Origin of the sequence: Pseudomonas fluorescens (assembly GCF_902497995.1) — a bacterium.
GTDB lineage: Bacteria > Pseudomonadota > Gammaproteobacteria > Pseudomonadales > Pseudomonadaceae > Aquipseudomonas > Aquipseudomonas fluorescens_BK.
Genome location: NZ_CABVII010000002.1, coordinates 347,015 through 372,526, shown reverse-complemented (window position 1 = coordinate 372,526; position 25,512 = coordinate 347,015). Strand labels below are relative to the sequence as shown.

General features: G+C 59.1%; 22 protein-coding genes and 2 pseudogenes. 13 read left to right on the top strand and 11 right to left on the bottom strand.

Features of this window, described 5'->3' with window-relative positions; translation table 11 throughout:
• Window positions 1–62: 62 nt before the first annotated feature.
• From F8N80_RS03670 to F8N80_RS03660, 3 genes are all read left to right on the top strand, one after another.
• A complete protein-coding gene (locus F8N80_RS03670) occupies window positions 63–551 on the top strand; it encodes a DUF3015 domain-containing protein (RefSeq protein WP_138964178.1) in 489 nt (162 codons plus the stop codon).
• Window positions 552–644: 93 nt separating this feature from the next.
• A complete protein-coding gene (locus F8N80_RS03665) occupies window positions 645–2,498 on the top strand; it encodes an Lnb N-terminal periplasmic domain-containing protein (protein WP_150783231.1) in 1,854 nt (617 codons plus the stop codon).
• Between the two features lie 245 nt (window positions 2,499–2,743).
• Window positions 2,744–3,238, top strand: coding sequence for a GreA/GreB family elongation factor (locus tag F8N80_RS03660; protein WP_150783230.1), 495 nt, complete (start codon window positions 2,744–2,746; stop codon window positions 3,236–3,238).
• On the opposite strand, the gene gdhA is transcribed toward F8N80_RS03660, so the two are convergent.
• On the bottom strand, window positions 3,235–4,572 hold the full coding sequence (gene gdhA, locus F8N80_RS03655) for an NADP-specific glutamate dehydrogenase (protein WP_150744306.1): 1,338 nt from the start codon (window positions 4,570–4,572) through the stop codon (window positions 3,235–3,237). The genes F8N80_RS03660 and gdhA overlap by 4 nt on opposite strands.
• 349 nt (window positions 4,573–4,921) lie before the next feature.
• The gene (ettA, locus tag F8N80_RS03650) at window positions 4,922–6,586 is read right to left on the bottom strand and encodes an energy-dependent translational throttle protein EttA (protein WP_150744307.1); all 1,665 of its coding nucleotides are present in this window, start codon (window positions 6,584–6,586) and stop codon (window positions 4,922–4,924) included.
• A 200-nt stretch (window positions 6,587–6,786) separates the two neighbouring features.
• Between ettA and F8N80_RS32090 the strand changes: the two are divergent.
• Window positions 6,787–6,891, top strand: a pseudogene (locus F8N80_RS32090) (hypothetical protein); the annotation flags it as partial.
• A 279-nt stretch (window positions 6,892–7,170) separates the two neighbouring features.
• Window positions 7,171–8,424, top strand: coding sequence for a serine hydroxymethyltransferase (gene glyA, locus F8N80_RS03645; RefSeq protein WP_150744308.1), 1,254 nt, complete (start codon window positions 7,171–7,173; stop codon window positions 8,422–8,424).
• Between the two features lie 175 nt (window positions 8,425–8,599).
• Here glyA and F8N80_RS03640 read toward each other — a convergent pair whose 3' ends face one another.
• The gene (locus tag F8N80_RS03640) at window positions 8,600–8,785 is read right to left on the bottom strand and encodes a hypothetical protein (protein ID WP_150744309.1); all 186 of its coding nucleotides are present in this window, start codon (window positions 8,783–8,785) and stop codon (window positions 8,600–8,602) included.
• On the opposite strand from F8N80_RS03640, the gene F8N80_RS03635 reads away from it, so the two are divergent.
• The 3 genes from F8N80_RS03635 (at window position 8,784) to F8N80_RS03625 (ending at window position 11,624) form a co-directional block, all read left to right on the top strand.
• Window positions 8,784–10,097, top strand: coding sequence for a C4-dicarboxylate transporter DctA (locus tag F8N80_RS03635; RefSeq protein ID WP_150744310.1), 1,314 nt, complete (start codon window positions 8,784–8,786; stop codon window positions 10,095–10,097). The two genes, F8N80_RS03640 and F8N80_RS03635, sit on opposite strands and share 2 nt — an antisense overlap.
• 67 nt (window positions 10,098–10,164) lie before the next feature.
• Window positions 10,165–10,869, top strand: a complete 705-nt coding sequence (locus F8N80_RS03630; RefSeq protein WP_150744311.1) for a FadR/GntR family transcriptional regulator — start codon at window positions 10,165–10,167, stop codon at window positions 10,867–10,869.
• 26 nt (window positions 10,870–10,895) lie between these two features.
• Window positions 10,896–11,624, top strand: coding sequence for a GntR family transcriptional regulator (locus tag F8N80_RS03625; RefSeq protein WP_150783229.1), 729 nt, complete (start codon window positions 10,896–10,898; stop codon window positions 11,622–11,624).
• A gap of 108 nt (window positions 11,625–11,732) precedes the next feature.
• On the opposite strand, the gene yjiA is transcribed toward F8N80_RS03625, so the two are convergent.
• From yjiA to F8N80_RS03610, 3 genes are all read right to left on the bottom strand, one after another.
• Window positions 11,733–12,704, bottom strand: a complete 972-nt coding sequence (gene yjiA / locus F8N80_RS03620; RefSeq protein ID WP_150744313.1) for a GTPase — start codon at window positions 12,702–12,704, stop codon at window positions 11,733–11,735.
• A gap of 165 nt (window positions 12,705–12,869) precedes the next feature.
• Window positions 12,870–13,067: a YbdD/YjiX family protein gene (locus F8N80_RS03615; RefSeq protein WP_054616680.1), complete on the bottom strand. Its 198-nt coding sequence runs from the start codon at window positions 13,065–13,067 to the stop codon at window positions 12,870–12,872.
• A gap of 15 nt (window positions 13,068–13,082) precedes the next feature.
• Window positions 13,083–15,149: a carbon starvation CstA family protein gene (locus F8N80_RS03610; RefSeq protein ID WP_150783228.1), complete on the bottom strand. Its 2,067-nt coding sequence runs from the start codon at window positions 15,147–15,149 to the stop codon at window positions 13,083–13,085.
• A 128-nt stretch (window positions 15,150–15,277) separates the two neighbouring features.
• Between F8N80_RS03610 and F8N80_RS31390 the strand changes: the two are divergent.
• Window positions 15,278–15,373: pseudogene (locus F8N80_RS31390) on the top strand (PilZ domain-containing protein); the annotation flags it as partial.
• A 130-nt stretch (window positions 15,374–15,503) separates the two neighbouring features.
• Here F8N80_RS31390 and radA read toward each other — a convergent pair.
• On the bottom strand, window positions 15,504–16,871 hold the full coding sequence (radA, locus tag F8N80_RS03600; RefSeq protein ID WP_064675792.1) for a DNA repair protein RadA: 1,368 nt from the start codon (window positions 16,869–16,871) through the stop codon (window positions 15,504–15,506).
• 640 nt (window positions 16,872–17,511) lie between these two features.
• Between radA and mscL the strand changes: the two genes are divergently transcribed.
• Window positions 17,512–17,928, top strand: a complete 417-nt coding sequence (gene mscL, locus F8N80_RS03595; protein WP_150744322.1) for a large-conductance mechanosensitive channel protein MscL — start codon at window positions 17,512–17,514, stop codon at window positions 17,926–17,928.
• A 39-nt stretch (window positions 17,929–17,967) separates the two neighbouring features.
• Here mscL and F8N80_RS03590 read toward each other — a convergent pair whose 3' ends face one another.
• Complete coding sequence (locus F8N80_RS03590; RefSeq protein WP_150744323.1) at window positions 17,968–18,744, bottom strand: ferredoxin--NADP reductase; 777 nt, start codon at window positions 18,742–18,744, stop codon at window positions 17,968–17,970.
• A 323-nt stretch (window positions 18,745–19,067) separates the two neighbouring features.
• On the opposite strand from F8N80_RS03590, the gene F8N80_RS03585 reads away from it, so the two are divergent.
• Together F8N80_RS03585 and F8N80_RS03580 are read left to right on the top strand one after the other, a co-directional pair.
• Entirely contained in the window at window positions 19,068–19,799 is a 732-nt protein-coding gene (locus F8N80_RS03585) for an autoinducer binding domain-containing protein (RefSeq protein ID WP_150744324.1), read from the top strand.
• A 179-nt stretch (window positions 19,800–19,978) separates the two neighbouring features.
• Window positions 19,979–21,103 (top strand): methyltransferase, encoded by a 1,125-nt coding sequence (locus F8N80_RS03580; protein ID WP_150783243.1) that lies wholly within the window; start codon window positions 19,979–19,981, stop codon window positions 21,101–21,103.
• Between the two features lie 75 nt (window positions 21,104–21,178).
• Here the strand turns inward: F8N80_RS03580 and F8N80_RS03575 are convergent, their stop codons facing one another.
• Genes F8N80_RS03575 through F8N80_RS03565 form a run of 3 tightly spaced genes read right to left on the bottom strand, consistent with a single transcriptional unit; the run spans window position 21,179 to window position 23,848 of the window.
• On the bottom strand, window positions 21,179–21,346 hold the full coding sequence (locus F8N80_RS03575; RefSeq protein WP_150744325.1) for a DUF2474 domain-containing protein: 168 nt from the start codon (window positions 21,344–21,346) through the stop codon (window positions 21,179–21,181).
• A 57-nt stretch (window positions 21,347–21,403) separates the two neighbouring features.
• On the bottom strand, window positions 21,404–22,411 hold the full coding sequence (gene cydB, locus F8N80_RS03570) for a cytochrome d ubiquinol oxidase subunit II (RefSeq protein WP_150783227.1): 1,008 nt from the start codon (window positions 22,409–22,411) through the stop codon (window positions 21,404–21,406).
• 3 nt (window positions 22,412–22,414) lie between these two features.
• Window positions 22,415–23,848, bottom strand: a complete 1,434-nt coding sequence (locus F8N80_RS03565) for a cytochrome ubiquinol oxidase subunit I (RefSeq protein WP_150783226.1) — start codon at window positions 23,846–23,848, stop codon at window positions 22,415–22,417.
• A 372-nt stretch (window positions 23,849–24,220) separates the two neighbouring features.
• Here F8N80_RS03565 and F8N80_RS03560 point away from each other — a divergent pair, with 372 nt between their 5' ends.
• Window positions 24,221–25,459 (top strand): MFS transporter, encoded by a 1,239-nt coding sequence (locus tag F8N80_RS03560; protein ID WP_150783225.1) that lies wholly within the window; start codon window positions 24,221–24,223, stop codon window positions 25,457–25,459.
• Window positions 25,460–25,512 lie beyond the last annotated feature (53 nt).

The window sequence follows — 25,512 nt, the reverse complement described above, 5'->3', positions numbered from 1 at the left end:
CCCACTGGCGCCAGATCGGGCCAGACCCTGTCCATTGGTATGCACATAAAGAGAACATAGCTATGAAACGGATTCTTCTCGGTACTCTCTTCACCGTTGTATCCATCAACGCCATGGCTCAGGCGCCAGGCGGCCCGGATTGCGGCTGGGGCAACATGCTGTTTGAAGGTCAGCGTGGCACCCCGGCTCACTTCCTGGCATCCACCACCAACGGCACTTCCGGCAACGCGACTTTCGGTATGACCTCCGGCACCAACGGTTGCTCGACTAATGCGTCGCTGACCTATGGCGGCAAATCCTGGTTGGCCATGAATGGCATGATGAACGAGCTGTCCGAAGACATGGCTAAAGGTCAGGGCGAAGCGCTGACCACCTACGCCGTGGTACTGGGCGTGGCGCCGGAAGACCGTGCGCACTTCGCCGCCGTGACTCACGAGCACTTCCAGCAGATCTTCAGCAAGGCTGACGTGACCGCTGAGGACGTGCATACCAACACCCTGGCCGTCCTGAAAAACGATCCTCGTCTGGTCAAGTACGCCACTCAAGCTTAAGCTCGGCCCGCGCCCGCACCCTTGTGGAGCGGGTTTTATTTTTTGGACCTGCCCCTCTTTGGTCTTTGTTTTTTTCGACTTAAGTTGCCATTTATGTTCAAACGCCTTGCCTGGCTGGCGCTCTGTGTCTGTGCCCCCCTGTCCGCCGCGCCACACATCGACAATCAACGTTTGCAGCAACTGGCCAACGACCCTTTCTGGATATCTCTGGGTCATTACGAAACGGCCAAGCTCGGCGGCTGGCGCAGCTATGTCAGTGACAGGAAATTCTTCCTCGCTGCCGACGGCAACGAGCATCCCGATCGTGAGCTGACAGCGACGGTCCATGCGCTGTACGCCCCCGCGAGTGCCGGCGAACAGCACGCCCAATGCGTCTATCCCGCCCGCACCCGCTGGCTGAAGGCGCAGCTCGACCTGAACGATCTGCCGACGCTGGACTGCAGCGAATTCAAGCAATGGTTCAAGGATGTCGCGCCCCACAGTGCGGTGATGATCTTCCCCGCGGCCTATCTGAACAGTCCATCATCGATGTTCGGCCACACCCTGCTGCGCATCGACCAGGCTGACGTGCAGCGCGATCAAACCGCCCTGCTCAGTTACGCGATCAACTTCGGTGCCTACATCGAAGGCTCGGACAACAGCATCCTGTACGCCTGGAAGGGCTTGATGGGCGGCTATCCGGGCCTGTTTGCGCTGGTGCCTTATCAGGAAAAACTCTCGGAGTACCGCAGTCTCGAAAATCGCGACCTGTGGGAATACCGGCTGAACCTGACTCAACAAGAAACCGAGCGTATGGTCGAGCATGTCTGGGAACTGAAACAGATCCAGTTCGACTATTTCTTCTTCGACGAAAACTGTTCTTATCGCCTGCTCGAACTGCTGCAGGTGGCCCGTCCGAGCCTGCGACTGACCGAGCAATTCCCACTGACCGCGATTCCCACCGACACCGTCAAAGCCGTGAAAGAAGCCGGGCTGGTGCAATCCATTGAATATCGTCCGTCGCGGGAGCGTGAATTGCTCAGCCGCGCCGAACCCTTGACCGATGAAGAACAGCAATGGGTGTTGAAGGTCAGCGCCGACCAGAAGCAATTGCAAACCCCGGCGTTCAAGGCTCAAGCCCGCGACCGTCAGGCGCTGATCATCGACGCGGCGTACCGGTTGGAGCGCTACCGCGCCAACGGCCAGGAACGCGATCCGCAACGGGCACAGCGCAGTTTCGAACTGCTGCGGGCGATCAACCAGAACCCGGCACCGGAGCTGGACATCCCGCAACCCGGCCTGCCCGAGGACGGCCATGAATCCCGCACCTGGCAGGCGGGTATCGGCACCCGGGGCGACCAGGCATTCGGCGAATACGGCCTGCGCATGGCCTATCACGACCTCAACGACAACGCTGAGAGTTTCCCGCTGGGTGCGCAGATTGAAATCCTGCAAATGAAACTGCGCCAATACGAAGGCAATCAGTGGCAGTTGCAGCAACTTGACCTGGCGACCATCCGTTCCCTGACCCCGCGCAATGAGCTGTTGCAACCGCTCTCGTGGCAGGTCACCGGCGGCCTGGAGCGCGTGCCGGGCAAACACGACGACGAAACCCTGGTCAGCCACGTCAACGGCGGTGGCGGCGGTACCTGGCAACTGGACGACGACATGCTCGGTTTCGCCTTGGGCACCGTGCGCGTGGAGCACAACAGTGACTTCGCCGGTTTCATCGCTCCGGCAGCGGGCTTCAACAGCGGCCTGCTGTGGAAAAACCCGCTGGGCAACTTCAGCCTGGAGGCCAAGGGTGACTTCTTCACCAACGGTGAAGTGCGCCGCAGCGTAAGTCTGAATCAACAGTGGGAGTTGTCGCGCAACCTCGGGCTTCGTCTGAGCGCACAGCGCGAATTCAGCCACCTGGCCTCCCCCGAGAACGAAGTGATGCTTGAGCTGAAGTGGTATCACTACTGACTCAAAAGCACCGCTATTCCCTTGTGGGAGCGGGCTTGCTCGCGAAGGCGGTGTGTCAGTCGACATCATCACTGACTGACACTCCGCCTTCGCGAGCAAGCCCGCTCCCACAGTGGTTTTGTGGAGCTTGATGGATTCGTTGCAAGACGTCGAACAGGCCTGGTGGCAGCAATAAGTCGCTGACAGGCATCCGTCGAAACTTAATGCCTGTGACCATGGCCCAAACCCTATAACGGGAGAAAACCATGAGTCGTGCCTTCGTCAATGAAGATAATGCCGCCGCGCAAGCTGATCAGCCGGTCGAACGGCAGGTCAGTGATCAGCCCAATTACGTCACACCCACGGGCCTGGCCCAGTTGCAGGCGAAAGTCGCTGAGTTGCAACACCTGCACAGTGAGCAATCGGCCAAAGGTGAACAGGCAGACAAGCAGCGCCTGGCCGATCTTGAGCGGGATTTGAGGTATTTCAACCAGCGGCTGCAAAGCGCCCAGGTGGTGACCGCAGCCAACTCGACACAAAAAGTGCAGATCGGCAGCCGAGTGACGTTCGCCGATGAAAGCGCTAGCGAGCAAACGGTGCAGCTGGTCGGTGAGGATCAGGCCGACGCCGCGGCAGGCCTGATCAACTGGGGTTCGCCGCTCGGCCGGGCGTTGCTTGGGGCGCAACTCGGCGACGAGGTGCTGTGGCAACGCCCGGCCGGCAATCAGCTGATCGAGATCATCCGCATCGAGCCGGCTTAAACCACGCCTTGGGCGAGCATGGCGTCGGCGACTTTGACGAAGCCGGCGATATTCGCGCCTTTGACGTAGTTGATCCGGCCGTTTTCTTCGCCGTAATGCACGCAAGCGTGGTGGATCGATTGCATGATGGCGTGGAGCTTGCTGTCCACTTCACCACCGGTCCACAGCAGGCGCATGGCGTTTTGTGACATCTCCAGTCCGCTCACCGCGACACCACCGGCATTGGAGGCCTTGCCCGGCGCGAACAAAATACCCGCCTCGATGAACAGATCCACCGCTTCCAGGGTGGTCGGCATGTTCGCGCCTTCCGCCACACAGACACAACCGTTGCGCAACAGCGCGCGGGCGGCCTCCAGGTCGAGTTCGTTCTGGGTGGCGCACGGCAGCGCGATATCGCAGGGCAACTCCCACGGGCACTGGCCGGCACGGAACTCCAGGCCAAAACCGCTGGCCAACTCGCTGATCCGTCCACGCTTGACGTTCTTCAACTCCAGCAACGCCAGCCATTGCTCTTCGGTCAACCCCCCCTCGCAGTACAAGGTGCCTTCGGAGTCCGAAAGGGAGATCACTTTGCCGCCCAGGTCCATGACCTTGCGTGCTGCGTATTGGGCAACGTTGCCGGAACCCGAGATGGCGACGCGCTTGCCTTCCACAGTTTCGCCGCTGCGCTTGAGCATTTCTTCAGCGAAGTACACACAGCCAAAACCGGTGGCTTCCGGGCGAACCAGGCTGCCACCATAGCTCGGCCCCTTGCCGGTCAGCACGCTGGTGAACTGGTTGCTCAGGCGCTTGTACTGGCCGAACAGGAAACCGATCTCCCGGGCGCCGACGCCAATATCACCCGCGGGAACGTCAACGTCCGCCCCAATGTGACGATACAACTCGCCCATGAAGGCCTGGCAGAAACGCATGACTTCAGCGTCGCTTTTGCCTTTCGGGTCGAAGTCCGAACCGCCCTTGCCGCCACCCATGGGCAACGAGGTCAGCGAGTTTTTGAAGGTCTGTTCGAATGCGAGGAACTTCAATACGCCGAGGTTCACCGAAGGATGGAAGCGCAATCCGCCCTTGTAGGGGCCAATGGCGCTGTTCATCTGGATACGGAAACCGCGATTGACCTGGACTTTGCCCTGATCATCGACCCAGGACACCCGGAAAACAATCGCCCGCTCTGGCTCGCACATGCGTTCCAGGATGCCGGAGGTCAGATAATGTGGATGGGCCTCAAGAAATGGCCAGAGGCTGCGCAAGACTTCTTCCACGGCCTGATGGAATTCGGGTTGGTCAGGGTCGCGCTTTTTCAGGCGGGCAAGGAAGGATTCGACGGATTCGATCATGGAAAAGTCTCGGCAAATTTGTTGTCGTTGGAAGAGATTGGGCCGGACTTTAACAAACTGAATGCGCACCATGACAGCGCCGAATGTCGCGAATGTGAAATTAAATGGTGCATTGGATATAAATTAGTAACGAATTCAGCGTTTTTTGCACCTGAAACGGGATTCACAATGGTGGTTATGCACCATTAGATGGATCACCTTCGCGGGCAAGCCTCGCTCCTACAGGAAACATGCCGCCAAACGTAGGAGCGAGGCTTGCCCGCGAAGGCAGCACCGCAAAGTGACGGAAAAAACGCGAAAAAAAACGGAACCCCGAAGGCTCCGCTTTTTTCACGCAACCAACCCCGAATCAGGCCAGTTTCTTGTGCCGTACACGATGCGGCTGGGTAGCCGCTTCGCCCAGGCGTTTGCGGCGATCGGCTTCGTACTCGGTGTAGTTGCCTTCGAAGAACACCGCTTGCGAGTCGTCTTCGTACGCCAGGATGTGAGTCGCGACGCGGTCAAGGAACCACCGATCGTGAGAGATCACAATGGCGGCGCCAGGGAAGTCCAGCAGGGCTTCTTCCAGGGAACGCAGGGTTTCGACGTCGAGGTCGTTGGACGGTTCGTCGAGCAGCAGGACGTTGCCGCCCTCTTTCAGGGTCAGGGCCAGGTGCAAGCGACCGCGCTCACCACCGGACAGGTCCTTGACGAACTTCTGCTGGTCGCCGCCCTTGAAGTTGAAGCGACCGACGTAGGTGCGCGACGGGATCTCGTAGTTGCCGATGCGGATCTGATCCGAACCTTCGGAGATCTGCTGGAATACGGTCTTGCTGCCATCCAGGTCTTCGCGGCTCTGATCCACACAAGCAAGCTGCACGGTTTCGCCGACTTCGATGGAGCCCGAATCCGGCGTTTCCTTGCCCATCAGCATGCGGAACAGGGTCGATTTACCGGCGCCGTTACCGCCGATCACGCCAACGATGGCACCTTTAGGCATGGAGAACGACAGGTTGTCGATCAGCACGCGATCGCCATAACCCTTGGAAACGTTCTTGAATTCGATGACCTTGTCGCCCAGGCGTGGACCGGCCGGGATGTAGATCTCGTTGGTTTCGCTGCGCTTCTGGAATTCCTGCGATTGCATTTCTTCGAAGCGTTGCAGACGAGCCTTGGATTTGGACTGGCGGGCCTTGGCGCCTTGGCGCACCCACTCCAGTTCTTCCTTCATGGCTTTTTCGTGGGCCGACTGCTGCTTGGATTCGGCCGCCAGACGATTGGACTTGGCTTCGAGCCAACCCGAATAGTTGCCCTCGTACGGGATACCGGCGCCGCGGTCGAGCTCGAGGATCCAGCCTGCAACGTTGTCCAGGAAGTAACGGTCGTGCGTGATCGCAACCACGGTGCCCGGGAAGTCGTGCAGGAAGTGCTCCAGCCAGGCGACGGAATCGGCGTCCAGGTGGTTGGTCGGCTCGTCAAGCAGCAGCATGTCGGGGGCGGACAGCAACAGGCGGCACAGGGCCACACGACGCTTCTCGCCACCGGACAGGAATTCGACCTTGGCATCCCAGGCCGGCAGGCGCAGCGCATCGGCGGCGACTTCCAGTTGGCGATCCAGGTTGTGACCGTCGCTGGCTTGCAGGATGGCTTCGAGCTTGGCCTGTTCTGCCGCAAGCTTGTCGAAGTCGGCATCTTCTTCAGCGTAAGCCGCGTAGACCTCGTCCAGGCGCGCCTGGGCGTTCTTGATCACGCTGACCGCTTCCTCGACCACTTCACGCACGGTCTTGGTCGGGTCCAGGATCGGTTCCTGCGGCAGGTAGCCGATGTTCAGGTCCGGCATCGGACGGGCTTCGCCGTCGAACTCGGTGTCGACGCCCGCCATGATTTTCAACAGCGTGGATTTACCCGAACCGTTAAGGCCGAGTACGCCAATCTTGGCGCCCGGGAAGAACGACAGCGAAATGTTTTTCAGGATTTCCCGCTTCGGCGGAACAACTTTACCCAGCCGATGCATGGTGAATACGTATTGAGCCATGGAGAACCTTGGGTCAGTGACTGATGAATGATTGGAGCAGGCGATGCCCGGCCAGACCGTGCGCGTCGCCGCATGATGTGGACCAGTGCGTGCGCGCTGAAAAAGTCTGAGTTTAGGAGCTGGAACGCTCCCGCGTAACCGGCAAAGCTACCTGAATGACGAAGGGCAGTCCAGCCGGGTCTAAGTAGCACTTTGCCATACTTACTGAACATGGTTGCGATGAGGTTCAGGAGTCTCTGTTCGGGCGTCCGATGCCGGCGGGGCGGTTTGAGGCGCAGTGCAGCAGTGATGCGCTGTTCGATTGAAATTCTGTGGTGAGGCTGATGGCCTCTTCGCGGGCAAGTCGAATCGTCGCACCGCCGCTCCCACAGGTTTGTGCGGAGTACCCCATATTTGTGATCGACTGCGATCATTGTGGGAGCGGCGGTGCGACGATTCGACTTGCCCGCGAAGGGGGCGGCACATTCACCGCTGATCCCGTCATGAAGCCCACTTGTCTGCGACATGATGTCCTTTCATATGCCATCTAAAACCCATTGGGTTAGAATGCCCCCCTTTTCTGCCCCCGATCCTTGAGGACCGCCATGTTCAGCCGTGATTTGACCATTGCCAAGTACGACGCCGACCTTTTTGCCGCCATGGAGCAAGAAGCTCAGCGCCAGGAAGAACACATCGAGCTGATCGCTTCGGAAAACTACACCAGCCCAGCGGTGATGGAAGCTCAAGGCTCGGTACTGACCAACAAGTACGCCGAAGGCTATCCGGGCAAGCGCTACTACGGTGGTTGCGAGTTCGTCGACGTGGTCGAGCAGCTTGCGATCGACCGCGCCAAGGAACTGTTCGGCGCCGATTACGCCAACGTTCAGCCGCACGCCGGTTCCCAAGCCAACAGCGCCGTTTACCTGGCCCTGCTGCAAGCGGGTGACACCATCCTGGGCATGAGCCTGGCCCACGGTGGTCACCTGACCCACGGTGCCAGCGTTTCGTCCTCCGGCAAACTGTACAACGCCGTGCAGTACGGTATCGACGGCAACGGCCTGATCGACTACGACGAAGTCGAGCGTCTGGCGGTTGAGCACAAGCCGAAAATGATCGTGGCCGGTTTCTCTGCCTACTCGCAGATTCTGGACTTCCCGCGCTTTCGCGCTATCGCCGACAAAGTCGGCGCCTATCTCTTTGTTGATATGGCTCACGTTGCGGGGCTGGTCGCCGCTGGCGTCTACCCGAACCCGGTGCCTTTCGCTGACGTCGTGACCACCACCACGCACAAGACCCTGCGCGGTCCACGTGGCGGCCTGATCCTGGCTCGCGCCAACGCCGACATCGAGAAAAAGCTCAATTCCGCGGTATTCCCGGGCGCCCAGGGCGGCCCGCTGGAGCACGTGATCGCCGCTAAAGCGATCTGCTTCAAGGAAGCACTGCAGCCTGAGTTCAAGACCTACCAGCAACAAGTGGTGAAAAACGCCCAGACCATGGCCAGCGTATTCATCGAACGCGGTTTCGACGTGGTCTCCGGCGGTACTGAAAACCACCTGTTCCTGCTGTCGCTGATCAAGCAGGAAATCTCCGGTAAGGACGCCGACGCCGCGCTGGGCAAGGCGTTCATCACCGTGAACAAAAACTCCGTGCCAAATGATCCACGCTCGCCGTTCGTCACCTCCGGCCTGCGCTTCGGCACTCCGGCTGTGACCACTCGTGGCTTCAAGGAAGCAGAGTGCAAGGAATTGGCTGGCTGGATCTGCGACATCCTGGCGGACCTGAACAACGAAGCGGTGATCGACGCCGTTCGCGAGAAGGTCAAGGCCATCTGCAAGAAGCTGCCGGTGTACGGCGCTTAATCAGCCCGCTTAACCGCAGCAATGAAAAACCGGCCAGTGAATGGCCGGTTTTTTTTCGTCCGCGATTTATCGATTTCCCCTGTAGGAGCCGGCTTGTCGGATCGCCGCACCGCAGCGAAGGCGGCCTTGAGTCCTGCACCGCCCATGACGACGCCTTCGCCGGCAAGCCTGGCTCCTACGGGGGGTCGGCAGCACCGGTCAGACCGGTCATGCCAATTTTTCTTTTTCCGCTTGTAATACCGAAAAAAACCAGCATAAACTGCGCCTGCACTGGACATACCGGTAAGACCACAATAATTAAGTCCTGAATCTGATGCGCTTCAGCGTCGGCAGCCAGGACACCGACCAGGATTCCTCCCATGCTCAGATGGTGCTCGCGTTCAATCTTCCTCCAAGTGGTTCTCGGACTGGTGCTCGGCATCGTCTGCGGACTGACCCTTCCTGAATACTCCGCCCAGCTCAAACCCCTCGGCGATGGCTTCATCAAACTGATCAAGATGCTCATCGGTCTGATCGTGTTTTGCGTGGTGGTCAGCGGCATCAGCGGTGCCGGCGACCTGAAGAAGGTCGGACGCATCGGCCTGAAATCGGTGATCTACTTCGAAATCCTGACCACCATCGCCCTGGTGATCGGCCTGGTCTTCGCCTTCAGCACCGGCATTGGCAGCGGCGCGAACATTCATCTGGATCAGCTCTCCGCCGCCGATATGGGCGATATCGCCCAGCGCAGTCAGCACATGCACACCACCACGCAGTTCCTGATGGACCTGATCCCGACGTCGGTGATTGGCGCCTTTGCCGACAACAACATTTTGCAGGTCCTGCTGTTTTCCGTGTTGTTCGGCAGCGCGCTGAACCTGGTGGGTGAAGCGGCTTCCGGTATTTCACGGCTGATCAATGAGTTGAGCCACGTAATCTTCCGCATCATGGGCATGATCGTGCGCCTGGCGCCGATCGGCGTGTTCGGTGCGATTGCCTTTACTACCAGCAAATATGGCCTGGATTCGCTGCAGCATCTGGGCAGCCTGGTCGGCCTGTTTTACCTGACTTGCGTAGCGTTCGTGGCGTTGATTCTCGGCCTGGTGATGCGCCTGTCCGGCCTGCGGATGTGGCCATTGCTCAAGTACCTGCGCGAAGAATTGCTGATCGTCATGGGTACCGCTTCTTCCGACGCCGTGCTGCCACAAATCATGCGCAAGCTTGAGCACCTCGGCATTGGCAGTTCGACGGTCGGACTGGTCATTCCTACCGGTTACTCGTTCAATCTCGACGGCTTCTCGATCTACCTCACCCTGGCTATCGTGTTCATCGCCAATGCCACCGGCACGCCGCTGGCCATGACTGACTTGCTGACGATTCTGCTGGTATCGCTGATCACCTCCAAAGGCGCCCATGGCATTCCCGGCTCGGCGCTGGTGATTCTCGCGGCTACCCTGACGGCGATACCGGCGATCCCGGTGGTGGGCCTGGTGCTGGTGCTGGCGGTGGACTGGTTCATGGGCATCGGCCGGGCGCTGACCAACCTGATCGGCAACTGCGTCGCCACGGTGGCTATCGCGCGCTGGGAAAAAGACATCGATGTCGAACGGGCGAACAAAGTGCTTTCCGGCCAGGTGGGGTATACCTTCCAGCCCCGCAAACCAGCGGGCCCGGCGCATCAGCAGGAGTTCTGAGTAATCGCCGTGCCTGCCCACGGGCAGGCACGGTCATCAATCGTTATGGATGCTCATGGAGCGAACAGTGATCACCTCGTCGACCGTTGTGAATTCAGTTGTAGAAAAACTTCGGGCCGCTCTGGCCCGTGGTCAGTGGCGCTCCGGTGAAATGCTGCCGGGGCAACGGGAACTGGCCGAACAACTGGGCATCAGCCGCCCGAGCCTGCGTGAAGCGGTCATCGTGTTGGAGACCCTCGGGTTGGTGCGTTCCATGCCGGGTAAAGGCGTGGTTGTGCTGGAAGCCAATCTCAGTGACAGCCAAACCCACGACAGTGCGGTGGCCGGCGCGAGCCTGGAGGATGTGCTGCAACTGCGTTACACCCTCGAGCCGTTCATTGTCGGCCTGGTGGCGCAATCGATCAGCAGCAAGGAAGTCGGGCAACTGCGCCTGACCCTCATGGACATGCGCGAAGCCCTGGAGGCCAACGACAGCGAAGCCGGGGTGAACGCCTACATCGCGTTCCACGAAGAGCTGTTCACCCTGACCTCGAACCCGATCTTCCAGAGCGTGGTGCAGCAGACCAGCAATGCCCTCAAGCAAAGCGCCGACGTGCTGCGCAATTCTCCGGAGCATCTGGCGGAACGCCTCGAAGAAAACGAAGCCGTGGTGCGCGCCATTCGCAGCAAGAACAGCGCCCAGGCCAGCGCCGAGATGCGCCGCCACATCCTTCGCGAAGGCCAGCGGATGGGCATCGAATTGAACATCCCGGACGATAATCTCGTCAGTTGACCCACTCTTCGAACTGGAGACAGGCCATGAACAGCTTCGCCACACCGCGGTACAACCGGGACACAGTCACGGCCGTGCCCTTCTCCCGCGTTCAGTGCGAGAAACCCTCGGTGGATGATGTTTACCCGCGAGTCTTTGATACCATTCTCGAGCAGCGCATCGGCCCCGCCAGCCGGTTCACCGAAGAAAGCCTGGGGCAGATGTTCGGTGTCAGCCGCAGCATCATGCGTGGCGTGCTGGAGAAGCTGTCCCATCAGCAGGTCATCATCCTGCGCACCCATCATCGGCCACGAGTGGCCGCACCCGACGCCGAACAAACCCGGCAGACGCTGCATGCCCGCCGGCTGACCGAGATCACCTTGGTACAGCTTGCCTGCCGGCAGCCGCAAGCGACGGATGTGCAACGCCTGCGGGAACTGGTCAAGCGCCAACGCCAGTGCCTGGAGCGCGACCAGCGTGGCCCGGCGCTTCGGTTGACGGGGGAATTTCATCTGGCGTTGGCCGATATGGCGGGGAATGCACCGTTGGCGCATTTTCTTGCCAGTCTGGTACCCCTGACTTCGTTGGCGATTGCGCAGTTTAATGCGCCGATGGAAATTTATTGCGGATTGCAGGTGCACGAAGGGATTGTGGATGCGGTTGCGTGTGGGGATGCTTTGAAGGGCAAGGCATTGCTGAGCCGGTATCTGGATCATCTGGAGGCTGTATTGCTCAACTCACAACCGATACCCGGCCGGAATCGTGTCGCCGGTTAGGTTGCCTTCGCCGGCAAGCCGGTCTCGCTCCCACAGGAGAACTCATTCCAACTGTGGGAGACCGGCTTGCCGGCGAAAGCGGTATCAGCCCTATGAAAATGTCGGGCCTTACCCCGCCGCCACCCGCGCAAACCCCTCACGAATCTTCTCTTCCGGCAAATCATCGGCAATAAACACGATCACACTTTCCCGTGATTCATTGTCAGCCCACTCCGTGTCCCAATCGAATCCGTACAACTTCAGCACACCCTGGAACACCATGCGCCGTGGCTCATCGAGGATGTTCAGCACCCCTTTGTAACGCAACAACTGCTTGCCATGCTCTTCCAGCAGTTCGTTCATGAACTCACTGAGTTTGTCGATATCCAGCGGCCTGTCAGTACGCAGCACCAGGCTGGAAATGCGGTCGACGGAAGGCGCCTTGCTGACGGGCCTCAAACTCACGCTGCCTCCGAGGTCGGCGTTGAGATTGAAACCGCGTACATCGAGCAATTGCGCCAGGTCGATCTTGCCGTGGTCGACCACGCGGATCGGCGCGCGGCGGTTGATGCGGGTGAGGCGTTCGCTCAATGCGGTGAAGGTCGCCTCGTCCACCAGGTCCCGCTTGCTCACCAGCAGGCGGTCGGCGAAACCGATCTGGGCCTGGGCGATGGTCTGGGTCAGGTGCAGGTCGGCGTGCGCCGCGTCCACCAGGGTGATGATGCCGTCGAGGATGTAACGCTCGCGCAGCTCTTCGTCGATGAAGAAGGTTTGCGCCACCGGTGCCGGATCGGCCAGACCGGTGCATTCGATCACCAGGCGATCGAAGGCGATTTCGCCGCTGTCGAGGCGTTCCAGCAGCAGGTACAGCGCTTTGGTCAGGTCGGTGTGGATGGTGCAGCAGACGCAGCCGTTGGACAGCGTCATCACTTGCACCGGCTCGTCGCCCAACAGCTGGGTGTCGATACCGGCGTCGCTGAATTCGTTTTCGATCACGGCGATTTTCAGGCCGTGTTCGGCTTTGAGCAGGTGGCGCAGCAAGGTGGTCTTGCCGGCGCCGAGAAAGCCGCTGAGGATCGTTACCGGGATGGGAGAGGGCAACTGGAGTCTCCTGTTTCACAAAGTTAAAAAACAACACAAAAACAAAAATGTGGGAGCGGGCTTGCTCGCGAAGAGGTCGTGTCAGTCGACATTGATGTTGAATGACACACCGCTTTCGCGAGCAAGCCCGCTCCCACAGGGGGATAGCGTCAACCTGACGTCAGATCAACAGCACTTGGGCCCACCCTTGCCACCGTAACGCGCTTCCTGACGTTCGCGGAAGAACATCTCGTAGCTCATCACCGGTTTGTCCGGGTGTTTGTTTTGCATATGCTCGACGTAGTTGTCGTAGTCGGGCATGCCGACCATCAGGCGCGCGGCCTGACCGAGGTATTTACCGAGGCGACTCAGGTCATTGAACATGTTTGCAATCCTCGATCAAGCATCCGGCAGGGCCTGGAACGGTGCTTCTTTATCCGTACGCTCCTTGGCGCCCCAGGCGGCAATGCCGACCTTGAGTGCAAAGAACAGGATGCTGAAGACCACGAACAGGAACAGCGCCGTCAGCGTTGCGTTGGTGTAGGCATTGAAGATCACGTGCTGCATTTGGGTGATGTCCTTGGCCGGGGCGAGTATCTGGCCGTTGGCCAGGGCATCGCTGTATTTCTTCGCCAGCGACAGGAAACCGATCGCCGGGTTGGCGTCGAACAGCTTGATGAAGCCGGCTGTGGTGGTGCAGATCAGCAGCCAGACCGCTGGCAGCAGGGTGACCCAGACGTAACGCTGGCGCTTCATCTTGATCAGGACCACAGTCGCCAGCATCAGCGCGATCCCGGCCAGCATCTGGTTGGAGATGCCGAACAGCGGCCACAAGGTGTTGATGCCACCCAGCGGATCGATCACGCCCTGATACAGCAACCAACCCCACATGGTCACGCAACCGGCGGTGGCGATCAGGTTGGCGGTCCAGGACTCGGTGCGTTTCAGCGCCGGTACGAAGGAGCCGAGCAAGTCCTGCAGCATGAAGCGTCCGGCACGGGTACCGGCGTCCACCGCGGTGAGGATGAACAGCGCTTCGAACAGGATCGCGAAGTGGTACCAGAACGCCATGGTGTTTTCACCCGGCAGGACACTGTGCAGGATCTGCGCGATACCGACCGCCAGGGTCGGCGCACCGCCGGCACGGGCCAGGACGGTGGTTTCACCGATGTCCTTGGCCACCGCTTGCAGCGCTTCCGGGGTAATGGCGAAGCCCCAGCTGCTGACCGTTTGTGCCACAGACACCACGTCACTGCCCACGATCGCCGCCGGGCTGTTCATGGCGAAGTACACACCTGGCTCGATCACCGACGCGGCAACCATCGCCATGATGGCCACGAAGGACTCCATCAACATGCCGCCGTAGCCGATGTAACGGGCATGACTTTCGTTGGCCAATAGTTTCGGCGTGGTGCCCGAAGCGATCAGCGCATGGAAACCGGAGACCGCGCCACAGGCGATGGTGATGAACAGGAACGGGAACAGCCCGCCCTTCCACACAGGTCCCGTGCCGTCGATGAACTGGGTCAGTGCCGGCATTTTCAGCTCGGGCATGGTGACCAGGATACCGATCGCCAGGGCGAGGATGGTGCCGATCTTGAGGAAGGTCGACAGGTAGTCACGGGGTGCCAGGATCAGCCACACCGGCAACACGGCAGCGACGAAACCGTAGCCGATCAGCATCCAGGTGATCTGTACGCCAGTGAAACTGAAGGCTTTGGCCCAGACCGGATCAGCGGCAATCTGCCCACCGAGCCAGATCGAACCGAGCAGCAACGCCACACCAACCACCGAGATTTCACCAATACGGCCCGGACGGATGTAGCGCATGTAGATGCCCATGAACATCGCGATCGGGATGGTCGCCATCACCGTGAACATGCCCCACGGGCTTTCGGCCAGGGCCTTGACCACGATCAGCGCCAGCACCGCGAGGATGATGATCATGATCAGGAAGCAGCCAAACAAGGCGATGGTCCCGGGAATGCGGCCCATTTCTTCGCGGACCATGTCGCCCAGGGAACGGCCATTGCGGCGGGTGGACAGGAACAGGACCATGAAGTCCTGAACCGCGCCAGCCAACACCACACCGGCAATCAGCCACAGTGTGCCGGGCAAATAGCCCATCTGCGCCGCCAGGACCGGACCGACCAGTGGTCCCGCACCGGCGATGGCTGCGAAGTGATGCCCGAAAAGGATATGTTTGTTGGTCGGCACGTAGTCCAGACCGTCATTGTTGATCACGGCGGGGGTGGCCCGTCGCGGATCGAGTTGCATCACATTGTTGGCGATGAACAGACTGTAGTAACGGTACGCAACCAGATAGATGGCCACGGCGGCGACCACAATCCACAAGGCGTTGATCGCCTCGCCTCGGCGCAATGCCACGACACCAAGAGCGCACGCTCCCACGATTGCCAGCAGCAGCCAGGGTATGTGGCGTAGCAGGCTATTATTATTTTTCATTTTTTGATTCCAGCCAGGGTGGACAAGAAAGACAGCCATCCCGAGTTTAGCTCGCCTGACCGCAATGGCCATACCTCGATAGAGGTCTGGACGCTTGCCTTGCTCGCAGGCGTTGCCAATGCGGGGCTAAGCACATCAGCCTGGAATCCATCGAACGTCTGCGGCGGTTGATCGAGTTCAATCTGGGGGATCCGCAGGGGCTGGGGGCATTGATCGAAATCTGAAGACACGACGCAATACCCTGTGGGAGCCGGGCTTGCCCGCGATGACGATTTTAGCTCCAGCACAAATGTCGACTGATAGACCGCTATCGCGGGCAAGCCCGGCTGCCACAGGATTGTGTATTGCTTGCGGCTATTCGAACAACGCGTCGAGGGCTTGTTCCAGACGGGTCACCGCAATTATCTGCAACCCTGGCGGTGCCTCCTTTGGCGCATTGCCCTTGGGCACGATGGCACGCTTGAAGCCGTGCTTGGCTGCTTCTTTCAAGCGTTCCTGGCCGCTCGGCACCGGACGCACTTCGCCCGATAAACCCACCTCGCCGAACACCAGCAAATCATGCGGCAGTGGCCGATTGCGCAAACTGGACATGACCGCCGCCATCAGCGCCAGGTCGGAGGCGGTTTCCAGCACCTTCACCCCACCGACCACATTGAGGAACACGTCCTGATCGTGGGTCGGAATGCCGCCGTGACGGTGCAGCACCGCCAGCAACATCGCCAGGCGATTCTGATCCAGCCCCAGCGTCACCCGACGCGGGTTAGCCAGGTGGCTGTCATCCACCAGGGCCTGGACTTCCACCAGCATCGGCCGGGTCCCTTCCCAGGTCGCCATGACCACACTGCCAGGCACTTCTTCCTGGGCACGGGTCAGGAAAATCGCCGACGGGTTGGAGACTTCCTTCAAGCCCTTGTCAGTCATGCCGAACACCCCGAGCTCGTTGACCGCGCCGAACCGGTTTTTCACCGCCCGCAGCAGACGCAAGCGCCCGTCGGATTCGCCTTCGAAATACAACACAGTGTCGACCATATGCTCCAGCACGCGCGGCCCGGCCAATGCGCCTTCCTTGGTCACGTGGCCGACCAGGAAAATCGCCGTGCCGCTCTGCTTGGCATAGCGCACCAGCAACGCGGCGCTTTCGCGAACCTGGGAAACACCCCCCGGCGCCGATTGCAGTTGTTCAGTGAAAATCGTCTGGATCGAATCGATCACCATGACCTTGGGTTTTTCCTGCCGGGCCGTGGCGATAATGGTTTCGATGCAGGTTTCGGTCATGACCCGCAATTGATCCTGAGGCAAGCCCAGACGCCGGGCACGCATGGCCACTTGTTGCTGGGATTCTTCGCCTGTGACGTACAGGGCGGGCATGCTCTTGGCGAGATTGCACAAGGTCTGCAGCAGAATGGTCGATTTGCCGATGCCGGGGTCGCCGCCGATCAACACCACCGAACCGTCCACCAGCCCCCCGCCCAGGACCCGATCAAGTTCGCCGGACGCGGTGGAAAAGCGTGGAATTTCTTCGACGCTGACTTCGGCCAGGGTCCTGATCTGCGCCTGCTGTCCCGTCCAGCCGGTGCGACCGCTGGGAGCCGCGGCGCCGCCGCTCTCGACCATGGTTTCCGTCAGGGTGTTCCAGGCACCGCACTCACCGCACTGGCCGGCCCATTTGGGAAAGGTTGAGCCACACTCGGTGCAGCCGTACATGCGCTTGGCCTTGGCCATCTGAACTCCCGGCAAAAACCGCGATGATAGCTCAGCTGGACTGGATCAGCGCGACGCAGTTGCCCAACGGATCGGCTACAGCAAGTTGCAGGCATCCAGGATACAGGCACCTTAATACTACTCAGCAAAACTTATACAGCGTGCGCTTACGCTTATACAAACAACAGGCCATAAAACATCAATCAAACTTATACAAACCCTTACACCTTGATTTCTGAACGTACAACCTCGCCACTACAAGTCGAATTCAAAAACGTTACTCTGCAAATGACAACAACCTTGACCTCGACCCCTGAACATTTCGAGAGAGCCCTTATCCAGACCCTGCAAACTATTCAGTGAAACATCAATTGCACTTACCCTGACGTAATCAGGTGCCGCCGGCTTATCGGGTTATATCAATCGCTCCACTACGATCAGTAGAAGCCATTGAGCGACGGAAAATGACCGAAGGGGAGCGAAAACCATCTCAATCACCCGCCAGCGCACTCTGCTCGCTTGAGATGATGGCACTTTGTAAACTATTTACCGATATTCCGGCCGATGGCAAGCGAGCACTGTAAGCAGGTATTTCGAGCAATAGGTGTTTTGCTGACTACACTGCTTTGCACCAACCTCATCTGCAACAAGGAAATAACCCATGGGCATGATCAGTGAGTTCAAGGCCTTCGCGGTCAAAGGCAACGTGGTCGACATGGCTGTCGGCATCATCATCGGTGCCGCCTTCGGCAAGATCGTTTCATCGTTCGTCGGCGATGTGATCATGCCGCCCATCGGCCTGTTGATCGGTGGGGTGGACTTCAGTGACCTGGCCATCACGCTCAAGGCCGCCAACGGGGACATCCCGGCGGTGGTGCTGGCGTATGGTAAATTCATCCAGAGCATGATCGACTTCATCATCGTCGCCTTCGCGATCTTCATGGCCGTCAAAGCCATCAACCGCATGAAGCGCGAAGAAGCCGTTGCGCCAACCCTGCCGCCGGTTCCCACCAAGGAAGAAGAGCTGCTGGGCGAGATCCGCGACCTGCTGAAGGCGCAGAACAATCGGCCTTCATAATGCGTGCGTGCAAAAATGGCGCCTTCGGGCGCCGCTTTCTTACCAGTAGTTTTCCACCGCAACGTGTCCGGGCCGCCGGCTGAGACTCAAGTGCATGTGACGATGCTTGAGCAATTTTCGCGTGTCATCGATCATCTGCGGGTTGCCGCAGAGCATGACCCGCGAATGCTCGGCCGTCAGTGCCACGCCGGCCGCTTGCTCCAGCTCACCTTTTTCAATCAGCGTGGTGATCCGGCCACTCAAGGCGCCAGGCTGCCGTTCACGAGTGACAGTGGTGATGAACTGCAACTTGTGTGCGTGCTCCGCTAAATAGTCACGCTGCGCCAGACCCGCAATCAGCGCCTGATAAGCCAGTTCCCGGGCTTCGCGCACGCTGTAGACCAGGATGATCCGCTCGAATTTTTCCCAGACCTCGAAGTCCTGCAGAATGGACAGGAAGGGGGCCAGGCCGGTGCCTGTGGACAACAACCAGAGGTCTCGCCCGTCGATGAAACGATCCAGTGTCAGGTAGCCAAAGGCCTGACGGTCGACCAGCAGCGTATCGCCGACTTCCAGCCGGCTCAGCTCACTGGTGAATTCACCCCCCGGTACCACGATTGAGAAGAACTCGAGGAATTCGTCATAGGGTGACGACACCATGGAGTAAGCGCGCCATACCGTGCTGCCGTCAGCCTTGGTCACGCCTAACCGGGCGAATTGCCCTGCTCGAAAGCGAAACCCCGGGTCCCTGGTGGTGCGCAGGGTAAACAGGTTCGGGGTCAATGGCTGAACGTCGAGCAAGGTCTGGCGCGTGAATTTTTCTACACTGGCGGTCATGGGTCGCTCCATACAACTGATAGCGTCCAGTGTCCCGCAAAGCAAGGGAATTAAACACCGACGATTTGTAGTGCCTTTATCAAGGATAACCGATTACATAATTTCACATTTTTTTCTCAACTACCTGCATTGACGCAATAACAGGCAATTCATATTAAACCCGACATTCAAACTCCCGTTTTGATTAGAACTGAATATTTAGTTTTTAATTCGCCGACCAAGCAAAAAATTCTCACCCAAAAGTAGGATTCGTCCTACACTCGGGTCGTGTCGGATCTCGGATCCAATTTGGCGCCAAACAAGAAGAGCAATGGAGAAACAGGATGGAACGGTGGATGGAGTCACAGTTGAACCAACTGTCTTGCACAACGGAAATTGATACCGCTTACCGCATCGCACTTGGCTTCGCGAAAAATATAGGATTCAAATTTTTCGCATTTTCAACAACTTATCAGACGAAAGTCGACGAATGTAGCACGATCAAGCTCAACAACTACCCGGCTGCCTGGAACAAGGAATATGAACAAAAAGAAATGAACGTGAAAGATCCAGTAGTAGCTCATTGCAATCATTCCATGTTGCCTATTCTTTGGACTGAAGAGCTCTTCGCTCAAGTTCCAACCCTGTGGGAAGCGTTAGAAACCCAAGGCCTGCAGCACGGATGGTCACAAGCCATTCATGACGAAGACAGCGGGTTTTGCAGCATTCTGAGTCTGGCTAGAAGCCACTGTCCTATCACTGCGTTCGAGCTGTATGAAAACCTTGGCTTTTCAGTCTTCATGGGCCGCCATCTGCATGCCTTGATCGTGCAGACCTTGCCCAAAAAAGCCGAGACACCGCCCGCTTCACATTTATCCGCCAGGGAAATCGACGTATTGAAACTGGCAGCCGATGGAAAGACTGCGTATGAGAGCGCCAGAATTCTCAACCTCAGCCCCCGCACCATCAATTTTCATGTGCAGAGCGCGATTGTGAAACTCGGCGTCAACAACAAGATTGCGGCAGTCATCACCGCAGCCAAGGAAGGCTATCTCAGCAGCAATGCGTTACGTTGATCGATAAAACCTGCGAGTAATCCAAAAGAAAAAAACGTACCATTTGCGGTCCTTCCTGAGTGATGACGTGTGAAGCGTCCACGACGCAGTACGCTCGGATGGTCTCGCGCGCTACAAAAGCCCCCGGGTCGCGGGAGACCTGTAGATTGCCCCTGTTGATTTCCCAGAGTCCCCGCGCCATGCCCTTGCTCGAAACATCTTTCGCCCGACTTGACCTGATCCGCCAGCCCGAACAGCAGAACGAACCGCTGCAGGCGTTTGATGCCGCGGATGAATACCTGCTCAATTATCTGGCCGAACAGCAACCGAGCGCGGACTCTCGAGTGCTGGTGTTGAACGACAGCTTCGGCGCATTGGCCGCCAGCCTGCTGGGCAAGGTCCGGGTGATCAGCAGCGGCGATTCGTTCCTGGCCTTTCAAGGACTGGAAAAGAACCTGATCCGTAACGGCCAGGCATTTGATGCGGTGCCGAGCGTACCTGCCAGCGAAGCGCTCACGGGTCCGTTTGACCGGGTATTGGTCCGGGTGCCGAAAACCCTGGCCTTGCTGGAGGAGCAACTGATTCGTCTGCAAGGTCAGTTGGCACCGGGCGCCCAAGTGATTGCCGGCGCCATGATCAAGCATCTGCCCCGCGCTGCGGGCGATCTGCTGGAGCGTTACATCGGGCCGGTGCACGCCTCGCTGGCGGTGAAGAAAGCCCGGCTGTTGATCGCTGGCGCTGAAGCCAAAGCTCCCGCTATCTCTCCCTACCCGACTCGCTATCGACTCGAGGAGCCTGCGATCGAACTGCTCAACCATGCCAACGTATTCTGCCGCGAAGGGTTGGATATCGGCACCCGGGCATTTCTGCCGCACTTGCCCGGGAACCTCGGTGCGGCGCGTGTTGCCGACCTCGGTTGCGGTAATGGTGTTCTGGCCATCGCCAGCGCTCTGCAAAACCCTGAAGCCCTTTATACGCTGGTGGACGAGTCGTTCATGGCGGTGCAATCGGCGGCCGAAAACTGGCACAAGGCGCTGGGTGATCGGCACGTCATTGTGCGTGCCGGCGATGGTTTGGCCGGGCAGGAACCCCAGTCTCTGGACGTGGTGCTGTGCAACCCACCGTTTCATCAGCAACAAGTGGTCGGCGACTTCCTGGCCTGGCGGATGTTCCAGCAGGCACGTGAAGCCTTGGTGGTGGGCGGTGCGTTGTACATCGTCGGCAACCGTCACCTGGGTTATCACAGCAAGCTCGCGCGCCTGTTTCGCGGCGTCGAACAAGTAGCAGCCACGCCCAAGTTCGTGATCCTCAAAGCCCGAAAGTAATCTCAAAAAAAACCCTCCGCTAAGAGGAGGGTTGTAAATCCGTGCCGCAAGGCAACGGGATGGGATGTTGCGAAATCAGTGAGTCGACAAGCCCGCGGCGTTCATGAACAGGCGCATCAGGCTTGCGACGATGAACAGCGCCACCACGCTGCCGGTCCAGATCATTGCCAGCCAGCCCAGCCGTTGCCACAGTGGCTTTTTCTCTGCTGCTTCGATTTCCTGCAAGGAATGTTTGCCAGCCATCAACGCGATCTCCTCTGAAACGGCGCAGGTATCAGGTCTGCGCCATTATCGTGTTCTCTAGTGGTAGCCATCTTCGTGGGTGACCTTGCCGCGGAATACGTAGTAGCTCCAGAAGGTGTAACCCAGGATGAACGGGATGATGAACAACGTCCCCACCAGCATGAAACCCTGGCTCTGCGGCGGCGCGGCGGCATCCCAGATCGAGATGGACGGCGGCACGATGTTCGGCCACAAGCTGATACCCAGACCGCTGTAGCCGAGGAAAATCAGCACCAGTGTCAGCAGGAACGGCGTGTAGTTCGCATTGCGGGCCACGGCGCGAATCAGCCCGTACATGGTCACCAGCACCAGGATCGGCACCGGCAGGAACCAGAACAGGTTTGGCAGGGTAAACCACCGAGCGGCGATATCGGCGTGAGCCAAAGGTGTCCAGATGCTGACGATACCGATCACTGCCAGCACTACAAACGCCAATGGCCGCGCCAGGTCATGCATCTGTTCTTGCAACTTGCCTTCGGTTTTCATGATCAGCCAGGTGCACCCGAGCAGCGCGTAAGCCACCACCAGCGCCGCGCCACAGAACAGGGTGAACGGCGTCAGCCAGTCCAGCGAGCCGCCGGCGAACTGGCGGTTCACTACCGGGAACCCATCGATGAACGCACCCAGGGCCACCCCCTGGAAGAACGTGGCGGCAATCGAGCCGCCAATGAACGCCTTGTCCCAGAGGTGGCGCTTGTCGTCCTTGGCCTTGAACCGGAACTCGAAGGCCACGCCGCGGAATATCAGCCCGATCAGCATGAAAATCAGCGGCAGGTACAACGCCGAGAGCACCACCGAATAGGCCAGCGGGAACGCGCCAAACAACGCCGCGCCACCGAGTACCAGCCAGGTTTCGTTGCCGTCCCAGACCGGCGCGACGGTGTTCATCATGACGTCACGGTCGGTCTTGCCCTTGATGAACGGGAAGAGAATCCCGATGCCCAGATCGAAACCGTCCATGACCACGTACATCATGATGCCGAAGATGATGATCACGGCCCAGATCAGCGGAAGATCAATACCCATGACTCAAATCTCCTTGGTCAGGCTGGAGCTGCTATCGGCGTCATCGTCGGCAGCGGAAAGCGGACGAGCCGGCGTGCGTTTCTGGCCTGGACCACCTTCATTGGTTTCCTTGCCTTCGTCGATCTTCGGCCCTTTGCGCACCAGGCGCATCATGTAGCCCAGACCGGCACCGAACAGCGCGAAATACACCACGACGAACAGGACCAAGGTGATGCTCATCTGCATGAAGCTGTGGTTGGAGGAGGCATCGGCCGTGCGCATCAGGCCGTAGACCACCCACGGCTGACGGCCGATTTCAGTGGTGAACCAACCGGCGAGGATCGCGATCAGGCCGGACGGCCCCATCCACAACGCCAGGTACAGGAACGCCCGCGAGGTATACAGCTTGTCGCTTTTGCGCAGCCACAGGCTCCACAGTCCGGTGAAAATCATCAGCATGCCCAGACCTACCATGATCCGGAACGACCAGAACACGATGGTCGAATTCGGCCGATCCTCAGGCGGGAATTCCTTGAGCGCCGGCACTTGCTTATCCAGTGAGTGAGTCAGGATCAGGCTGCCCAGGTACGGAATTTCGACGGCGAATTTGGTCCGCTCTTCCTTCATGTCCGGCCAGCCGAACAGGATCAGCGGGGTCGGCTCATCGCCATGGTTTTCCCAGTGACCTTCGATCGCGGCAATTTTCGCCGGCTGATGCTTGAGCGTGTTGAGGCCGTGGAAGTCACCGATGACTGCCTGGATGGGTGCCACGATCAGGGCCATCCACATGGCCATCGAGAGCATGGTGCGGATCGCCGGATTGTCCTTGCCGCGCAGCAGGTGCCAGGCCGCCGAGGAGCCGACGAAGAATGCGGTCGCAACGAATGCTGCCGTCGCCATGTGCATCAGGCGGTAGGGGAACGACGGGTTGAAGATCACCGCGAGCCAGTCCACCGGAATCACCTGGCCATTGACGATTTCGTAACCCTGCGGCGTCTGCATCCAGCTATTGGAGGCAAGAATCCAGAAGGTCGAGATCAAGGTGCCAATGGCGACCATGACCGTGGAGAAGAAGTGCAGGTTGCGCCCGACCTTGTTCCAGCCGAACAGCATGACCCCCAGGAAACCGGCTTCGAGGAAGAACGCCGTCAACACCTCGTACGTCAGCAACGGCCCGGTCACGGCACCGGCGAAGTCGGAGAAGCGGCTCCAGTTGGTGCCGAACTGGTAGGCCATGACCAGCCCGGAGACCACGCCCATGCCGAAGTTGACGGCAAAGATCTTCGACCAGAAGTGGTACAGATCGCGATAAGTGTTGTTGTTGGTTTTCAGCCACAGCCCTTCGAGCACCGCCAGGTAACTCGCCAGGCCGATGGTGATGGCCGGGAACAGAATGTGGAACGAGATGGTGAACGCGAATTGAATTCGGGCGAGATCAAGTGCCTCCAAACCGAACATAAGTCTTCCTCTGTCAGGTGATACCGGCTGAAGGCCTTCGGCCTGCACCCACTGCCCCCACGGATATGGAGTGTGGCGAATTTGAATTCGTTCTTTTTTTGCAAACATCACAACGTAGGGAGTCTGGCCATTTGGCCGCCGGATCATTTCCACCAAGGGTCTTGATCTGGATCAAGCAACGTGGAAAGAGTAGTCCGCTTTTTGACGATGGACGCTGTGGTCTTTTGCCGCGTGACAGGTTGCCTCACTGAACATTCCGGACCAGCGATAAATTCGGAATCGGTGTCTAGCTAACTAAAACTTCCAACTCTGCAACTTTTGGTTACAGGTTGGTGATAATCTCGCCCCTCCCCCGCTCAGATTTGCCTTCAGATGCCCAGCCAAGCCCCCTTGCTGTTACGCCATCACCGCCCTTTCATCGCGTTCTGGCTGGCTCGGGTATTTACCGCCAGCGGCTTTCAGATGCTCACCGTGGCCATTGGCTGGAACCTGTATCAGCTGACCGGCAACGTGCTCGACCTGGGCCTGGTCGGTCTGGTGGAATTTGCCCCCAGGGTGCTGTTCATGCTGCACACCGGGCATGTCGCGGACCGTTATGACCGGCGCAAGGTCGCGGCAATCTGCCAATCCCTGCAAGCCCTGATCGCCCTGTCACTGGCCATCGGCAGTGCGACCGACCATGTCACCCGGGAAATGATCTTCGTCCTCGCGTTCCTGCTGGGTGCCGCACGCTCCTTCGAGATGCCGACCACCCAGGCCCTGCTGCCGAGCATCGTGCCCAGCGCGCTGTTCCCCCGCGCCGTCGCCGCCGCTCAGTCAGCCCAACAATCGGCGACCATCGTCGCCCCGGCCCTCGGCGGTTTGCTCTACGCCTTCGGCAGTGTCTGGGTGTATGGACCGACCGTGATCATCTACGTCATCGCCTGTGCGCTGATGCTCAACCTGCCCGGCCGGCAAACACCGCTGAACAAGGGCAAGGCCACCCTGGATTCGTTGCTGGCAGGCATTCGCTTCATTCGTAGCCGTCCGGATATCCTCGGGGCCATTTCCCTGGATCTGTTTGCGGTCCTGCTCGGTGGCGCGACGGCGTTGCTGCCCGTGTTCGCCAAGGACATTCTGTTGACGGGCCCGTGGGGCCTGGGCCTGTTGCGTTCGGCCCCGGCGGTGGGGGCGCTGCTGATGTCGCTTTGGTTGGCGCGGTTTTCCGTGGATCGCAAGGTCGGGCGAGTGATGTTCACCGCGGTGGGCGTCTTTGGCGTGGCGACTATTGCGTTCGGCCTGTCGACCTCCTTCTGGTTTTCCCTCGCGGTACTGGTGGTGTTGGGCGCAGCGGACATGATCAGCATGGTGATTCGCGCCTCGTTCGTGCAATTGGAAACCCCGGACGAGATGCGCGGCCGGGTCAGCGCCGTGAACGGTCTGTTCATCGGTGCCTCGAACCAGTTGGGCGAGTTTGAATCCGGCCTGACCGCCCATTGGTTCGGCACTGTGCCGGCGGTGGTCATGGGCGGCATCGGCACGCTGGTGGTGACCGGGGTCTGGATCAAACTGTTCCCGACCCTGGCCCACCGCGACCGCATGCATGTGCCGGTGGAAGAAGCCAAAGCCTGAGGCAGTTGCCAAACACAAATTTGGCAATACATGGATAGTGCATCAGGTGTAAT

Excerpts from the sequence above, each read along its gene's own strand:
- F8N80_RS03580 (WP_150783243.1), top strand. The coding sequence starts at position 19,979 with ATGCCCTTGCTCGAAACATCTTTCGCCCGACTTGACCTGATCCGCCAG.
- F8N80_RS03585 (WP_150744324.1), top strand. The coding sequence starts at position 19,068 with ATGGAACGGTGGATGGAGTCACAGTTGAACCAACTGTCTTGCACAACG.
- cydB (WP_150783227.1), bottom strand. The coding sequence starts at position 22,411 with ATGGGTATTGATCTTCCGCTGATCTGGGCCGTGATCATCATCTTCGGC.
- F8N80_RS03670 (WP_138964178.1), top strand. The coding sequence starts at position 63 with ATGAAACGGATTCTTCTCGGTACTCTCTTCACCGTTGTATCCATCAAC.
- glyA (WP_150744308.1), top strand. The coding sequence starts at position 7,171 with ATGTTCAGCCGTGATTTGACCATTGCCAAGTACGACGCCGACCTTTTT.
- F8N80_RS03610 (WP_150783228.1), bottom strand. The coding sequence starts at position 15,149 with ATGAAAAATAATAATAGCCTGCTACGCCACATACCCTGGCTGCTGCTG.
- F8N80_RS03565 (WP_150783226.1), bottom strand. The coding sequence starts at position 23,848 with ATGTTCGGTTTGGAGGCACTTGATCTCGCCCGAATTCAATTCGCGTTC.
- F8N80_RS03640 (WP_150744309.1), bottom strand. The coding sequence starts at position 8,785 with ATGGGAGGAATCCTGGTCGGTGTCCTGGCTGCCGACGCTGAAGCGCAT.
- F8N80_RS03665 (WP_150783231.1), top strand. The coding sequence starts at position 645 with ATGTTCAAACGCCTTGCCTGGCTGGCGCTCTGTGTCTGTGCCCCCCTG.
- F8N80_RS03615 (WP_054616680.1), bottom strand. The coding sequence starts at position 13,067 with ATGTTCAATGACCTGAGTCGCCTCGGTAAATACCTCGGTCAGGCCGCG.
- radA (WP_064675792.1), bottom strand. The coding sequence starts at position 16,871 with ATGGCCAAGGCCAAGCGCATGTACGGCTGCACCGAGTGTGGCTCAACC.
- F8N80_RS03575 (WP_150744325.1), bottom strand. The coding sequence starts at position 21,346 with ATGGCTGGCAAACATTCCTTGCAGGAAATCGAAGCAGCAGAGAAAAAG.
- F8N80_RS03660 (WP_150783230.1), top strand. The coding sequence starts at position 2,744 with ATGAGTCGTGCCTTCGTCAATGAAGATAATGCCGCCGCGCAAGCTGAT.
- F8N80_RS03625 (WP_150783229.1), top strand. The coding sequence starts at position 10,896 with ATGAACAGCTTCGCCACACCGCGGTACAACCGGGACACAGTCACGGCC.
- F8N80_RS03635 (WP_150744310.1), top strand. The coding sequence starts at position 8,784 with ATGCTCAGATGGTGCTCGCGTTCAATCTTCCTCCAAGTGGTTCTCGGA.
- F8N80_RS03560 (WP_150783225.1), top strand. The coding sequence starts at position 24,221 with ATGCCCAGCCAAGCCCCCTTGCTGTTACGCCATCACCGCCCTTTCATC.
- gdhA (WP_150744306.1), bottom strand. The coding sequence starts at position 4,572 with ATGATCGAATCCGTCGAATCCTTCCTTGCCCGCCTGAAAAAGCGCGAC.
- F8N80_RS03590 (WP_150744323.1), bottom strand. The coding sequence starts at position 18,744 with ATGACCGCCAGTGTAGAAAAATTCACGCGCCAGACCTTGCTCGACGTT.
- ettA (WP_150744307.1), bottom strand. The coding sequence starts at position 6,586 with ATGGCTCAATACGTATTCACCATGCATCGGCTGGGTAAAGTTGTTCCG.
- mscL (WP_150744322.1), top strand. The coding sequence starts at position 17,512 with ATGGGCATGATCAGTGAGTTCAAGGCCTTCGCGGTCAAAGGCAACGTG.